General features: G+C 58.6%; 13 protein-coding genes. 5 read left to right on the top strand and 8 right to left on the bottom strand.

The features are described from left to right. Positions 1–32 precede the first annotated feature (32 nt). From ACI5GA_RS10925 to ACI5GA_RS10910, 4 genes are read right to left on the bottom strand one after another with little or no spacing between them, the layout of a single operon-like run. Positions 33–1,253, bottom strand: a complete 1,221-nt coding sequence (locus ACI5GA_RS10925; RefSeq protein WP_421422773.1) for a DUF4350 domain-containing protein — start codon at positions 1,251–1,253, stop codon at positions 33–35. Further along, positions 1,250–2,848, bottom strand: a complete 1,599-nt coding sequence (locus ACI5GA_RS10920; protein WP_421422772.1) for a DUF4129 domain-containing protein — start codon at positions 2,846–2,848, stop codon at positions 1,250–1,252. The genes ACI5GA_RS10925 and ACI5GA_RS10920 overlap by 4 nt, the downstream gene beginning before the upstream one ends. Next, a complete protein-coding gene (locus ACI5GA_RS10915) occupies positions 2,835–3,815 on the bottom strand; it encodes a stage II sporulation protein M (RefSeq protein WP_404635887.1) in 981 nt (326 codons plus the stop codon). Before ACI5GA_RS10915 ends, ACI5GA_RS10920 begins: the two co-directional genes overlap by 14 nt. Further along, the gene (locus tag ACI5GA_RS10910; protein ID WP_404635889.1) at positions 3,812–4,549 is read right to left on the bottom strand and encodes an RDD family protein; all 738 of its coding nucleotides are present in this window, start codon (positions 4,547–4,549) and stop codon (positions 3,812–3,814) included. The genes ACI5GA_RS10915 and ACI5GA_RS10910 overlap by 4 nt, the downstream gene beginning before the upstream one ends. A 183-nt stretch (positions 4,550–4,732) precedes the next feature. Here ACI5GA_RS10910 and sbcB point away from each other — a divergent pair, with 183 nt between their 5' ends. Further along, positions 4,733–6,163: an exodeoxyribonuclease I gene (sbcB, locus tag ACI5GA_RS10905; RefSeq protein ID WP_421425469.1), complete on the top strand. Its 1,431-nt coding sequence runs from the start codon at positions 4,733–4,735 to the stop codon at positions 6,161–6,163. 103 nt (positions 6,164–6,266) lie between these two features. Here the strand turns inward: sbcB and mvaT are convergent, their stop codons facing one another. Continuing rightward, the gene (gene mvaT / locus ACI5GA_RS10900; RefSeq protein WP_404635891.1) at positions 6,267–6,644 is read right to left on the bottom strand and encodes a histone-like nucleoid-structuring protein MvaT; all 378 of its coding nucleotides are present in this window, start codon (positions 6,642–6,644) and stop codon (positions 6,267–6,269) included. A 342-nt stretch (positions 6,645–6,986) separates the two neighbouring features. Here mvaT and purU point away from each other — a divergent pair, with 342 nt between their 5' ends. Further along, positions 6,987–7,838 carry a formyltetrahydrofolate deformylase gene (gene purU / locus ACI5GA_RS10895; protein WP_404635893.1) on the top strand — a complete coding sequence of 284 codons (852 nt, stop codon included), beginning with the start codon at positions 6,987–6,989 and terminating at the stop codon, positions 7,836–7,838. A 157-nt stretch (positions 7,839–7,995) separates the two neighbouring features. Continuing rightward, positions 7,996–8,178 carry a hypothetical protein gene (locus tag ACI5GA_RS10890; RefSeq protein ID WP_404635895.1) on the top strand — a complete coding sequence of 61 codons (183 nt, stop codon included), beginning with the start codon at positions 7,996–7,998 and terminating at the stop codon, positions 8,176–8,178. Here ACI5GA_RS10890 and ACI5GA_RS10885 read toward each other — a convergent pair. Further along, the gene (locus tag ACI5GA_RS10885) at positions 8,155–9,150 is read right to left on the bottom strand and encodes a lysylphosphatidylglycerol synthase transmembrane domain-containing protein (protein ID WP_404635897.1); all 996 of its coding nucleotides are present in this window, start codon (positions 9,148–9,150) and stop codon (positions 8,155–8,157) included. The two genes, ACI5GA_RS10890 and ACI5GA_RS10885, sit on opposite strands and share 24 nt — an antisense overlap. A gap of 257 nt (positions 9,151–9,407) precedes the next feature. Here ACI5GA_RS10885 and ACI5GA_RS10880 point away from each other — a divergent pair, with 257 nt between their 5' ends. Then, positions 9,408–10,898 carry a helicase HerA-like domain-containing protein gene (locus ACI5GA_RS10880; RefSeq protein ID WP_421422771.1) on the top strand — a complete coding sequence of 497 codons (1,491 nt, stop codon included), beginning with the start codon at positions 9,408–9,410 and terminating at the stop codon, positions 10,896–10,898. 66 nt (positions 10,899–10,964) lie between these two features. Here ACI5GA_RS10880 and ACI5GA_RS10875 read toward each other — a convergent pair whose 3' ends face one another. Both ACI5GA_RS10875 and ACI5GA_RS10870 read right to left on the bottom strand, forming a co-directional pair. After that, positions 10,965–12,437: an inorganic phosphate transporter gene (locus ACI5GA_RS10875; RefSeq protein WP_404635901.1), complete on the bottom strand. Its 1,473-nt coding sequence runs from the start codon at positions 12,435–12,437 to the stop codon at positions 10,965–10,967. A gap of 189 nt (positions 12,438–12,626) precedes the next feature. Beyond that, positions 12,627–12,824 carry a hypothetical protein gene (locus ACI5GA_RS10870; RefSeq protein ID WP_404635903.1) on the bottom strand — a complete coding sequence of 66 codons (198 nt, stop codon included), beginning with the start codon at positions 12,822–12,824 and terminating at the stop codon, positions 12,627–12,629. An 828-nt stretch (positions 12,825–13,652) separates the two neighbouring features. On the opposite strand from ACI5GA_RS10870, the gene pcaR reads away from it, so the two are divergent. Then, the gene (pcaR, locus tag ACI5GA_RS10865; RefSeq protein ID WP_404635905.1) at positions 13,653–14,495 is read left to right on the top strand and encodes a pca regulon transcriptional regulator PcaR; all 843 of its coding nucleotides are present in this window, start codon (positions 13,653–13,655) and stop codon (positions 14,493–14,495) included. The last annotated feature ends 15 nt before the right edge of the window (positions 14,496–14,510 follow it).

Raw genomic sequence — 14,510 nt, 5'->3', positions numbered from 1 at the left:
TGTCGCGCTCGACTGCGGCGTGGGGTGATCGCTCATGCTAAGGCATTCCTGAGGCTTTGCAGGTAGGCAACCTGACGGGTGAATTCAATGTCGGAGAGATGTTCGTCCGGACGTGGTCGCAATGCCTGTCCGATATCGCGGGTGGATTGACCTGTCATGCGGGCCAGTATCTGCCACTGCTCGGCAACGGGCAGGCCCTCGAAGCCGGGATGTCGTTGACGGGCTCGGCGCAGGATGTCGTGCTGCAATGGACGTAGCAGCGCCTGATGCCCCTCGCGTCGCAGTATGAAATCGGCGCTGGCTCGCAGGTGTTCGCTCAATTGCCGTCTGGCGCGGGAAGGCTCCGGTTGCAGGGGGCCATGGCGCATGCCGCTGTGCCAGAGTCCTGCGCCAATGAACAGCGCCAGCGCGAACAGTGCCTGTGGGAAATACCGCCACAGCAGCGCCGACAGATTATCGTGGTCAGTGCGCAGCAACATCGTCACGTCGCTGTCCTGGCTCAGATACCACAGCAGCCAGGCATTGTCGTATTTGCCGATGGCCCGGGTTTTCCAGAGGTCGGCGTCGGTCAACACCGTGATCAAGCCCTTGCCATAGGCCATCTGTAGCAGGTGTGTCGCATCCGCGCTGTTGGCCCAGGACTGTGCAAGATTGTCCGGGTCGTCCAGATGGAAGGCCGGATCGAAGCTCATGTAGGCCGGATCGTTTTCGTTCTGCACGTAAAGCCGGGTGAGCTCGGGCCAGAGTGTTTTGGGGGCTTCGACATCCGGGACGCTCAGCGGAATGACAGGGGTGTTCAACGCTCGCTCGCGCTGTTTGTCCTGTTCGCGCAGGTCGCGGGTGAGGAATTGGTGAATGTGCAGTTGATCGAGCAACAGATCGCCACTGCGGCCCTTCGTTTCATCCCACAACTGCTCGGCAACGAAGAGCAGCCGTCCGCCTGCTCGCGCCCACCTCAGTAGACGCTGGACTTCGCTCGGCGTCATCTTTTCGCGGGTGTCCAGCAGCATCAGGGTCTGAGGCTGCTGACCGATATCAGGCAGCACGTTGAGGGCCTGTGTCGTGTTGACGGTGATGCCGCGCTCGCGCAGAAACGTTTCAGCCGCCAGATAGGGATTCGCTCTCACCTCTGGGGCAGGGCCTTGATCGACCACTTCCTGATAGTGTTCGAGGCGCTTGAGCAGAGGCACGCTGGCGCCCGCAATGCTGAGCAGGACCAGCGCAATGATCACGAACCCGATACGGCGGCTCATGCTGTCGTTTCTCCGGTAAACAGACGTCGCCAGTCATCGCACAGCGATTTCAGCACCTCTGCGGCGGGGAGTTGGTGGCCGTAGGCGAGGGTTTGCCAGTGATGGGTGAGGGTCTGGCTGAAGGCATGCAAGGGGGGCAGGTTCAATCGCTCGGTATGCGCCAGCACTTGCCCTTCGGTGTCCGAGTTTTTCAAGGGCAGTTGGTAGTCGGTCAGCAGGCGATTGAGCAGTGCGCGATACAACAGGCTGAGCGCTTCGCGAGGTGATTGCTGCCAGAGTCGTTCGGCGGCAGCGGCAACGTCGTCCGGCAGGCTCTCTGTATTCACCTGCAAGCCGAACAATTGCTGGGGAACGTTGTGGCGAGTTACAGGTGTCGCCTTGTTGCGGCTGACGAATGTGCCGAACCAGGCCCGATAGCGCCAGATGACCCAGCCCAAGGTCAGTGCGAGAAGCGTCCAGAGCAGGGCTTCGAATACGGTTGAAAGCGTTTTGCCAAGGTTGAGCATGCCCAGAATCAGCTTTGCCAGCCACTGAGGGGTGTCGCTGGCCTTTGTTTTCGCGTTGTGCTTTTGTTCGGGCAGCCGCCAGCCTGAAACGTTTTTCGGGTTCTTGAAGGGCGGGCTGTCGAGCACGCCTTTGATCGCCTCTCGGGACGCTGCACTGGTCAGTGGCTGATTGAGCAGCCTTGCCGTGTTGGGGGCTGCGACCTGATCCTCTGTTTGCGGCAGATCCAGTGGTGGCAGCGGGCAGCTGTAATTCGGCTCGTCAGCGCTTTCGTCTGCCATGACACTGGATGGCGAAACGCTCAGCGCCAGTGCGACGCCGAGCAACAAGGCATAGGCACTGCCGACCACTCGCTGACGCAGGCGGCGGAACGTCAATTCGATGTCCCAGGCTTCGAGTGTGGTGCGGCGATTGATGTACAGCGCAAATCCGGATGCCACGTAAATCGGCCCCCACATCACCAGTACCAGCGCATAGAACGCGTTGGTCAGGTGCTCCAGCCAGTTCCAGCTGCTATCAACGGCGAGCAGGCTGCGCCATGACCAGTCCAGCTCGACCTGTTGAGGGATCAGCGTATAGAACAACACCATCAGGCCTATCCAGAGGCACATTTCCAGTGTGCTGCCCATCGAGGTGAGACAGCGAGCCACCCAAAGGTTTTTCTGGCCAAGCAGCGCGATGCGTTGCGCGCGGGGCAAGCCATCCAGCCCCTCCAGTTGCAGGACCGGCAGATTGAAGCTGCGGCTGAGGCTGAAGCGGCGCCAGGTCAGGCTGGCCAACAGTTGTGGTTTGAGCGCTCGAACCCAGGCGCCAAGGGCATTTTTGAGTGTGGGAGGCTGGCCGAACAGGGCTTGCGACAGGATCAGCAGGGGCAGACGCTCGAAGGCGGGCTTCAGCCACCAGAACAGCAGCACCGCGAGGGTCGGATAGTCCCACAGCACCACGCTGAGCAGCAGGAACGTCGGCAGCGTCACCAACGCCCAACTGGTCATCAACAAACATTGGTGCTGGCGCGCGAACAGGACACCCAGGTCGACGGCTTCCCAAGGGTTGCGCGGGCGGATGGCCACGTGGGCTTCAGTCAGGCGCATGGGCGGTGCGTCCGGCGAAAATCAGATAGGCGCCGACCAGCAACCACAACGTGGCACCGACCAGGTACTTGGTGACGGGCTGCGGCCAGGTCATCGATGACCAATAGGCCTCGATGAAGGCGGCGATCATCAGAAACAGGATAACGCCACCCATCAGGCGAACGCTGGTTTGCGCGGCCACTCTCAAGGCTTCGCCACGCCGCAGCGGACCGGGCGCCAGCAACGCCCAACCCAGTTTCAAACCTGCCGCGCCTGCCAGGGCAATGGCGGTTAACTCGAATGAACCGTGGCCCACCACGAACGGCCAGAAGGTTTCACCAAACCCGACGTTCGTGAGATGCCCCGCTACTGCGCCAATCATCAAACCGTTGAACAGCAGGAAGAACAGACTGCCCAGGCCGAACAGCAATCCGCTGGCGAAGGTCTGAAACGCGATGCCGATGTTGTGCATGATGTAGTAGCCGAACATCAGCCAGTCTGTACTCGACGCCCGCTCGGCAGACTGTCCAAGGCGTCTGGCTGCCGGGTCGTACATGCCCTCCATTTCACTGACCTCTGCGGGGCTGACAACGCTGTAGATCAGGTCCGGGTAGCCGTGAACGAGCACTCCCATGATGAACAGGCTGCCGAAGAACAGCACTCCCGAGAAGGCGACCAGCCGCCATTCGGCACGTACCAGCCGAGGAAAGTCAGCCAGAACGAAACTCAGAAGCCGGGCCACGAGTTGACTGCGATGACGATAGAGCTGTTGATGACCTCGCATCGCCAGCTGCTGCAAGGGATCGACCAGGTGACTGCTGTACCCACGCTCCTGTGCCAGAGCCAGGTGCCGGCAAATCTGGCGATAGTCTTCGGTGAAGCCCTTGCCCGCTTCGTTGAGGCGACGACTGCTCTCCAGGATCACCAGGCGCTCGGCGAAGCGCGTCCAGTCTGCCTGATGGCGTTGTTCGAACTCGCGTTGTTTCATGGTGACCCCGCCAGCCCACGCGCGATACCGTTCAACTGGTCAACCGCATGTTGAGGGGGCGTCTGCGTCGGCATTTGCAGGGGCGTCACCAGCAGCGCAGCCAGTTCCTGCGCTCTGGCGGGTGTGAAGTGCTGTTGTCGTTCGGCAAAGGACAGTATCGCCCGCTGCTCGTCCAGTGTCAGACGCAGGGGGGGCATCAGCAAGGGAGCATCCGGTACGGCAGGACGCGTGACCGGAACGTCGCGGTAGATCACCAGTGTGCCGGCGGCCAGATCCCCCAGTCGCTTGAACAATGGATGTTGCAGGCAAGCGAAGGCGCCGACGCTGTACCCAAACGGGAGCATGTCGACGAAGCGCAGCAAATTGCGCAGCAGCGAGGCCGACCACCCCACCGGCGTGCCGTCGTCATGAACCACACGCAGGCCCATGATCTGTTTGCCGGGTGTGCGCCCTTGATGCAGCACTTCGAACAGCACCATGTACCACCAGTTGATGAGAAACAGTGTGAGCACGAACACCCCACTGCCGAATTCGCCGAAGGCATCGAGCAGGAAGAACAACGCGATCAGTAACACGCCGCGAATGGCCAGATCGATCGTGAACGCCAGTGAACGGGACAACAGCCCCGCCGGGCGCAGCAGCAAATCGATGCCTTCCGGAGTTTCCATGCGGATGCGGGTGTCCAGCGGGGCAGGCTGTGCAGCGTTCCTTGGCCAGGCTTGCGAGGAGGACATTGTCGGGAGGGGTATGCCTGAAAATAAAAGTTGATGCTAGCCACGGTATGAACGCTAAGCAACCGGACGATTCTGAACCGTGTTGTGGGAAACGTCTTTAAACACTTCACGACGCCTTTTGGACGGTCTGGGTGCCTGATCGCATCTGTTAGACTGCGCGGGACTTTTGCTCAGGATCTACCCGTGACTTCCAGCATCTTCTGGTACGACTACGAAACCACCGGGATCAATCCGCGTAACGACCGGCCGCTTCAGGTGGCGGGGATCCGCACGGACGACCAGCTCAACGAAATCGACGAACCCGTGAACCTCTATTGTCAACCCAGCGATGACATCCTGCCTCATCCGGCGGCGTGTCTGGTCACCGGTATCACACCTGCGCGGCTGGCTGAAAAGGGCCTGTGCGAAGCAGATTTCATGACTCGGGTCCATGCCCAGCTGGCGTTGCCCGGTACATGTGGTGCGGGCTACAACACGTTGCGCTTCGATGACGAGATGACCCGCTACAGCCTTTATCGCAACTTCTACGACCCCTATGCACGCGAGTGGCAAGGTGGCAACAGCCGCTGGGACCTGATCGATGTCGTGCGTACGGCCTATGCCTTGCGCCCCGAAGGGATCGTCTGGCCGGAGGAAGAGGGGCGGGGCACGCTCAAGCTGGAGCGATTGACCGTCGCCAACGGTATAGACCATGGACAGGCTCACGACGCGCTGTCCGATGTGCGAGCGACGATTGCACTGGCGCGCCTGATCCGGGACAAGCAGCCCAAGCTGTACGACTATCTTTTTCAGCTACGCAGTAAACATAAGGTTCAGGATCAGATCCGTTTGCTACAGCCGCTTGTTCATATATCCGGACGCTTTTCCGCCGCGCGAAGTTATTTGAGCGTTGTTCTGCCGCTGGCCTGGCACCCGACCAATCGCAATGCCCTGATTGTCTGCGACCTTTTTCATGACCCCCGTCCATTACTGGATGAAGCGGCGCAAACGTTGTGTCAGCGCTTATATACCCGTCGCGAAGATCTGCTCGACGGCCAGTTGCCGGTGCCGCTTAAACTACTGCATATAAACAAGTGCCCGGTCGTGGCCCCGTTAAGCGTGTTGCGAGAGGAGGACCGTGAGCGTCTGCAACTGGATATGGACGTTTACAAGGCGCGTGCCCGGGACCTGAGTGAAGGGCAGGGGATCTGGCTGGATAAGTTGAAAACGGTTTACGGCGCTGACGAATTCGCTGTCAGCGATGACCCGGAACAACAGTTATATGATGGATTCATTAACGATCGGGACCGTCGTCTCTGTGAGCAGGTGCGTCTGGCCGAACCGCAACAGTTGGCCAGCGATCCGTGGCTTTTTGATGATCCACGGTTGCCTGAGTTGCTGTTTCGTTACCGGGCACGAAACTTTGCTGAAACCTTGAACGATGTTGAACGGCAGCGCTGGTTGAGTTTTTGTCAGCAACGCTTGACCGATCCTGAAGCAGGCGCCCCGAATACCTTGAAGGCCTTTACCAAGGCGCTGCTAGAGCTGTCGCTGAAGGCGACACCGGATCAATTGAAGGTGCTGGCCCAGTGGCAGGATTACTCGCTGCAACTGCAGCAACGAGTCGGACTTTGACGCAGGTGCATGATGAATCCGGGGCAATAAAAAACGCCAGCAATCGCTGGCGTTTTTCAGGTCGCACATCACTGTACAACGACGGTTACAACACGCGGGCTAATTAGCCCAGCAGCGTTGCCCAGCTTTCAACCTCGTCACCGCCCCACTTGGCTTTCCACTCTTTCAGCGTTTTGTGGTTGCCGCCTTTGGTTTCGATGATTTCGCCGTTGTGCGGGTTCTTGTATTGCTTGACCTTGCGTGCGCGCTTGGTGCCGGTAGTTTTGACAGCGGCGCCACGTGGGGCCTTCAGTTTGGATTCTGGATCCAGCAGCGCAATGATGTCGCGCAGCGATTTTTGGTACTCACCCATCAGCGACCGCAGCTTGCCTTCAAACTCAAGTTCTTTTTGCAGCTTGTCGTCTTGTTGCAGGTTTTGCAGACGGGCCTGCAATTCTTTGATGGCTTCTTCTGTTGCGCGGTATTCGTTGATCAGGGACATGAGGGCTACCTGTGTTGTGATGAGCGGGGTGCAATGACGCAATAATAGTCACAGTATTTGCGCAAGTAAACATTTAAGAAAAGTTTTATTCGTAGCATTTTGAAATAGCGTATGAACATACGCGGGCCATCAAACAACACTGTCGGCGGTAAGAAGTGACGGTTAATAAGTTTTTAGCGACGCTATGTTCGGCGCGGGCGGACCTCGGGTGAAAACACCGGTCCATTACCATTGATCGGATCCTTTTTTCTGCCCGGGGAAAATCTGCGTGATCAGCATACTGCACTGGCGCCGGGTTATCGCTAGAATAGCCGCCTTTGCGAAGTTCTGGAGTTTTCCCCCATGCGCACTTTTCGTCTGGTGATCGCCTGCCCGGACCGTGTCGGCATCGTTGCCAAAGTCAGTAACTTTCTGGCGTCGTACAACGGCTGGATCACGGAAGCGAGCCATCACTCTGACAACCTCAGCGGCTGGTTTTTCATGCGGCATGAAATCCGCGCCGACACCCTGCCTTTTGACCTGGAAGGCTTTCGCGCGGCATTTGCCCCGATCGCGGAAGAGTTTTCGATGGACTGGCGCATCACCGACTCCGATCAGAAAAAGCGCGTCGTACTCATGGCCAGCCGCGAATCGCACTGCCTGGCGGATCTGTTGCACCGCTGGCACAGCGATGAACTGGACTGCGAAATCGCCTGCGTGATTTCCAACCATCAGGATCTGCGCAGCATGGTCGAGTGGCACGACATTCCTTATTACCACGTCCCGGTAGACCCAAAGGACAAGGAGCCTGCGTTCGCCGAAGTGTCGCGTCTGGTCAAGCAGCATGAGGCCGATGTGGTGGTACTGGCGCGCTACATGCAGATCCTGCCGCCCCAACTGTGTCGCGAGTACGCGCATCAAGTCATCAACATTCACCACAGCTTCCTGCCGTCGTTCGTGGGCGCCAAGCCTTACCATCAGGCGTCGCTGCGCGGCGTGAAGCTGATCGGTGCGACGTGCCATTACGTGACCGAAGAGCTGGATGCCGGTCCGATCATCGAACAGGACGTGGTGCGTGTCAGCCACCGCGACAGCATCGAGAACATGGTACGTTTCGGTCGTGACGTCGAGAAAATGGTGCTGGCTCGCGGCTTGCGCGCGCATCTGGAAGACCGCGTTCTGGTGCACGACAACAAGACGGTGGTATTCGACTAAGCTCGAAGCACGCCCAGCCCTGCGGGGGTGAATTCATTCTGGGCGGTACTTCGCGAGAGCGCGGTACATCCTATGCGTAACTGCCGGATGTACCCTTGCATCGCGAATGAATTCGCTCCCACAGGACACGTGTCCCCATCTTCGGAGGCATTCTGCAATGACCCATCCACTCGACAAAGCCACGTCCAAAGCCCCGCCGACGCTGGGTGAAGGCTGTCTGACGCGTTACGACCCGGATGCGCTGTCTCCCGAAGACGGCACCGAGTTCGAGGGCGCTGCGCAGTTGTGGGAACAGGTGAAGCCTGATGAGGACGAGTCAGCCGGTCCTGACTCGCAATAGCTTCATCAGCAGCGGCTTGCCGACCATCAGCAGAAAGACCGGCCCGCCTGCGATCAGGTAGAAGTAGTAGGTCACGATCCGCCAGATCAGAATCGCCGCCGCAGCGGTCGATTTACCCACCATCGGCGCCAACAGGGCGGCTGATGTCAATTCCGCAGCCCCGGCACCGCCCGGTGACAGGCTGAACTGTCCCGCACTCAGCGACAGCATTTGCACCAGAAACGTCCAGGCCCAGTCGATGTCGACTCCCAGGCCTCTGAGGGCCAGATACATTACGCTGTAGCGCAGGCCCCAGTGCACGCAGGTCAGGGCGAATACCTTGAGCAGAATGCGATGGGGCATTTTCCAGGTATCAGCCAGTGCGTCGCGAAAATGCAGAAGTTTGCGTGCCCAGCGAATGCGTGTGGTGTTCTTGCGTCTCAGACGTGTCAGCAACTTGCCATTAAACAGAATGATGCGCCGGTGAAAGCGTGCGAAGCCTGCACACACGCATAAACCCGCGCCGATCAGCAGCGCGCTGGCGATGAGCATCCATTCCAGATTTTCACTGAGCTTGTGAAAGACCGCGTAAATCAGAATCCCGATCAGTGCCAGCAGGAAAAACACCAGATCATTGAGTTGGTCGGTGGCGAACGCGGCCGTGCTTCTGGCAGGGCCGATGCCGCAACGTGACAACAACGCCACCAAGGTCAATGGCGCGCCGCTGCCTCCAGGTGTCGCGCTGTAGGCAAATTCCGTGGCCATGACGATGCCCAAGCTTTTACGCATGCCGACTCCGGCAGCGCTCTCACCCAGCAATAGCCGCAGTCGCATGGTGTTGGCGCACCATCCCACCAGCACCATGCCAAACATGGCGAGCAGCAGTGTCAGGGGAAAATTGCGCAAGCGGTGAAACATCTCTGCGCCGCCCATGAAGAACGGAATCAGCAAGGCGATCAGCAGAATGACGACAAGCCAGACGAGTCGTTTCACGCGCAGGACCTGTTGGACGATTTGAACGCGGGTAAGAAAAAGGCAATGGGCACGATGACAAATGCTCTTCGTTTTGGGTGCTGAGTGGACAGCGTTCACAATCAGGTGTTCGTAAGCAGGTGGTGGGTGGCCGGTGCCCGGGCTGCATTGAACTAGAGTGAAGGGGCTGACTTCAGTTGGCAATCGTCGATGCAGGCAAGGGTGTGTCGTTTCGCCGTGGTCTTGCTGCAACTCCCATTTGATTTGTAGGTGAAGACATGCCGGATTCTCAACAGATGCTGATTGGTGCGGGGCCGGATGGCCAGCCGGTCGGGCAGACGCTCAGGCTTGGTAATCGCCACGGTCTGGTAGCAGGCGCTACGGGCACCGGAAAGACGGTCACCTTGCAGCGCTTGGCTGAAGTGTTCAGCGATGCCGGAGTGGCCGTGTTCGCTGCCGACATCAAAGGTGATTTGTGCGGTCTGGGGGCGGCGGGCAGCCCCCAGGGCAAGGTCGCCGAGCGCATTGCCGGGATGCCTTGGCTCAATCACACGCCCCAGGCGTATCCGGTGACATTGTGGGATGTTTACGGCCAATCGGGTCATCCTTTGCGAACGACACTATCGGAAATGGGGCCTTTGCTACTCGGCAGTTTGCTCGAACTTACGGACAGTCAGCAGTCGGCCCTGTACGCGGCGTTCAAGGTGGCGGATCGCGAGGGCCTGTTGTTGCTGGATATCAAAGACCTCAAGGCTTTGCTCAATTACTTGCACGACAACCCGCAGGCATTGGGCGAGGACAGTGCCCTGATGACGACGGGTTCCAGCCAGGCGCTGCTGCGGCGGCTGGCTGTTCTGGAACAGCAGGGGGCCGAGGCGCTGTTTGGCGAACCCGCGCTGCAACTGGAAGATATTCTGCAACCGGCAAGTGACGGGCGAGGGCGCATTCATTTGCTCGACGCCAGCCGGTTGGTGCATGAAGCGCCGAAAGTGTACGCGACCTTTCTGCTCTGGCTGCTGGCGGAATTGTTCGAGCAATTGCCGGAGCGCGGCGATGCGGACAAACCCCTGCTGGCATTGTTTTTTGATGAGGCCCATTTGTTGTTCGCCGATACCCCCAAAGCCTTGCAAGACCGCCTCGAACAGGTGGTTCGTCTGATTCGCTCAAAGGGTGTCGGCGTGTATTTCGTGACCCAGTCGCCGGGTGATCTGCCAGACACCGTTCTGGCGCAGTTGGGTCTGCGCATTCAGCACGGCCTGCGAGCATTTACCAGTAAGGAACAGAAATCGCTGAAAGCCGTGGCGGAGGGTTTCAGGCCCAACCCTGCTTTCGACGCGCTGACGGTGCTGACCGAATTGGGTATCGGCGAGGCGTTAGTGGGCACCTTGCAGGAAAAGGGTACGCCGGAAGTGGTCAGGCGTGTGCTGGTGGCGCCTCCACAATCGCGGATCGGGCCGCTGAGTGAGGCGGAGCGAGCAGTGCTGATTGCTCATTCGCCGCTTGCCGGTCGGTATGACAAGGCGGTGGACCGCGAATCAGCCTACGAGATGCTATTGGCGCGCAAAGGCGCTGCGCCTGATGCTGCCTCGAAACCCGGCGCTGAAGAAAAGTCCGAAGGCGGTCTGGCCGATCTCGCAGGCGGCTTTTTGGGTAGCCTGGCGGGGCAGGCGGTCAAGAGTGCAGTGCGCCAGGCCGCCAACCAGATCGGTCGGGAATTGGTGCGCGGTCTCATGGGATCTTTGTTGGGCGGCAGTAAGAAGCGACGTTAAAGTGGACTGTAGAAGCGAAAATGCCCACTCAATTGTGGGCATTTTCATGTCACGAGGGCTGTTGAATCACGCCAGCGCCTTGGACGACAGCCAGAACAGCGCAGCGGACAGCGCAACAGTGGCAGGCAGCGTCAGCACCCAGGCGAGCAGAATGTTGCGGACGGTGCCGCCTTGCAGACCGCTCCTGTTGGCAACCATGGTGCCAGCGACGCCAGACGACAGGATGTGGGTGGTCGAGACTGGCAGGCTGAACACGTTGGCCAAGGCGATCGCGCTGGCAGTGGTGATCTGAGCCGACATGCCTTGTGCGTAGGTCATGCCCTGTTTACCGATTTTCTCGCCGATGGTCAGTACCACGCGTTTCCAGCCGACCATGGTGCCGATACCCAGCGCCAGTGCGACAGCGAGAATCACCCAGAACGGCGCGTATTCGGTCGTGGCGGTCAGGTCCTTGCGCAGCTTTTCCAGATCGGATTTTTCGCGGGCGTCGAGCGCAGGCAGTTTCCCGACCTTGCGCGCCGTATCGTCCAGGCAAAGCAGATAACGGCGGGTTTCGATGCGGTGCTCGGCAGACAGGCTGTGGTAGTCCGTTACGCCTTTGAGGTTATTGAGCAACGCGTCGATAGTCGGCTCGGTTTGCTCCGGGTTGCAGCTGAAGTGCTCCGGCAGGTCACCGTTCGTCGATTTGCCCAGTGCCAGGTATTCGCCCAGCGTCGCGTTGTTGCGCTGGTAGAACTGGCTCAAGTGCAGCGTGGCGTCGCGAGTACGTTCGATCTGGTACGTGGTGGTGCTCAGGTCCAGCACGAATTGGGCAGGAACGATACCGATCAGCACCAGCATGATCAGGCCAATGCCTTTTTGGCCGTCGTTGGAACCGTGGACGAAGCTGACCGCCATCGCTGAAATCACCAGCACCAGACGGTTCCAGAAGGGTGGATGCTTCTTGTCCTTGGTATTGCGACGCTGTTCCGGCGTGTTGTGCATCTTCGACAGCGGACGCCACGCCTTCAGCGCGATCAACGCCAGTGCGGCGACGATGAAGCCCATCAGAGGCGAGAACACCAGCGAGGCGCCAATGTCGATTGCCTTCTGCCAGTTCACGCCTTCCGCCAGCGGAATGTGGTTGATCAGCGCGTTGGCCAGGCCCACGCCCAGAATCGAACCGATCAGCGTATGGGAGCTGGACGCCGGAATCCCGAAGTACCAGGTGCCCAGGTTCCAGGTGATCGCCGCAGCCAGAAGCGAAAACACCATGGCCAGGCCATGACCGGTGTTGACGTTGATCAGCAGTTCGACTGGCAGCAGATGGACGATGGCATACGCAACGCCGACGCCGCCAAGCAGCACCCCGAGAAAGTTGAACACACCCGAGAAGAACACCGCCAGGTGGGGCGGCATCGCCTTGGTGTAAATGACTGTCGCCACCGCGTTGGCGGTGTCATGAAAGCCGTTGATGAACTCGAAGGTGAGGACGAAGGCCAGGGCGAGCAACAAGCTCACAATCACCCAAGCATCCAGTCCGCTGAATAAATCGATCATGGAAGGTTTTCTGACCCGGTATTAAGGGGGCGGGATTATGACAGAAAAAAAACTAATCGATAGGCAAGCCGCCAATTGGTAGCAACCTGCAACGAAAATTCTGCCCGTTCACCCCCGTTGACTTTCTGTGGGAAAGCCTTGCGGGTCACCTTGCCTATGTCGGTACATCGAGCCTGAGCCGATCAAGGATCAACGTTCTTCCTTGAGCTCTTCTTCCATCTTCTGAAGTTCTTGCTTGAACGCCTGATCGAGCAGGCTGGCACGTTTGCGCCATGGCTTGCGTTCGGGCTCCGGCTGGGCGGCGTAGGTGGTCACTTCACCGCCGTAGACTTCCTTGTAACGTTGTTCCTGGCGCTCTAGTTCTGCGCGCAGTTCATCTTTGGTCACATTATTACCTGATCGTGTCGAGTGTGATTCTGGTGATAACGCAGGTGGCAGAAGTGTCGAGCGCTGGCGACGGATGGCAAACGTGTGCGATGAGTCTTCAACGAATGTATTAAACACTTCTTGTCACATGCGGCTACGCACACCAGAACGACAAAACTGTCGTAGCCCCAATTCATGTGTTCGGTTTGCCAGGAGGCTGGCAGATTGACCAGGCTTCTGGCCTGTCTATCGCCGGGCATGGCACTCGGGTAGTGCATGCGGCGCGTTGATTGGATCCATTACCTTCAGGGTTTCGGATGGCACACGCGCCTTGGCGTTACAGCTCGTCAATGAGTGGGCACTATCTCCAAGAAGATCGCGGTAGTCAACTGTGCAGCGCACTTCAATTCAATAACTGCGAACAGATACTGTTTTCTTGTACGACGCTTCCGAAGTTCATGAAGGAGAAATCATGACAAAACTTTAATATTCAAAACTCGGCATGCAGAGACAAAAAACTGGCGACGTAATTCCATGGCGCTCTTCATGGGGCGATAAGCGTGAGTGTATTGGATTGCTTACAATTTATTGCGAGGCGAGGAGGCGTGGAGACAAAAACGGCCTTGCAGTGAGCAAGGCCGTTGCCTGGGACTTCTCAGTGGGTACCTGACCAGTATTTCCAAGAAGCCACATGGTGGCGTGTGAAAGGTATAAGCAACTGAGCGGCGGGTCAATTGCGATTATCGGCCAGTGGTTCGATAATCGCACGGATCGCTCTTGCCGTTCTCTGCAAAAGAAGCGAGAGTGGCGCTACAGAAGGCCTGCAAGGCCGCGACGAACGGTGTGAAGATGAACGATCAACTGCGTAATTCCTTTTCTTCGCTGGCCCCGCCCATTGTGGCGTCTCCTGCCAAGCGGATTCAGGCCTTTACGGGTGATCCGGATTTCATGACCTCTCTGGCGCGTGGGCTGGCAGTGATTCATGCCTTTCAGGAGCGTAAACGGCACCTGACCATCGCCCAGATCAGCCATCGCACCGAAATCCCGCGCGCTGCAGTTCGGCGTTGTCTGCATACATTGATCAAGCTCGGTTATGCCACCACCGACGGTCGCACGTATTCGCTATTGCCCAAAGTGCTCACTCTGGGCCATGCGTATCTGTCGTCGACCCCGTTGGCAGTGTCGTCTCAGCCTTATCTGGATCGCATGAGCAATCAGTTGCATGAAGCCTGCAATATGGCCACCCTCGAAGGCGATGACATCCTTTATATAGCCCGTTCGGCGACGACGCAGCGGCTGATTTCGGTGGATCTGGCCGTCGGCGGTCGTCTACCGGCCTATTGCACGTCGATGGGGCGAATTCTGCTGGCGGCGCTGGATGATGTGTCGTTGCAGGAGTATCTCGATCACGTCGATCTGCAGCCCAAAACCAGCCGCACCCTGCGCACACCCGACGCCTTGCTCGAATGTCTGCAACAGGTTCGCCAGCAGGGGTGGTGCATTGTTGATCAGGAGCTGGAACAGGGTCTGCGTTCCATTGCAGTTCCGGTTTACGACGCATCCGGCCAGGTGCTTGCCGCGCTTAATGTCAGCACCAGCGCGGGCCGGGTGACGCGCAATGAGCTTGAGCAGAAATTTCTGCCGATCATGCTCGACGCCAGTCGAGACCTGAGCACTCAGTTGTTCACGTGATTTCTGCTGATGCAC

It is taken from the genome of Pseudomonas sp. Pseu.R1, assembly GCF_045764065.1.
Lineage (GTDB): Bacteria > Pseudomonadota > Gammaproteobacteria > Pseudomonadales > Pseudomonadaceae > Aquipseudomonas.
Note: the sequence above shows the minus strand (reverse complement) of the source record. Positions and strands in the feature narration are given on the sequence as shown.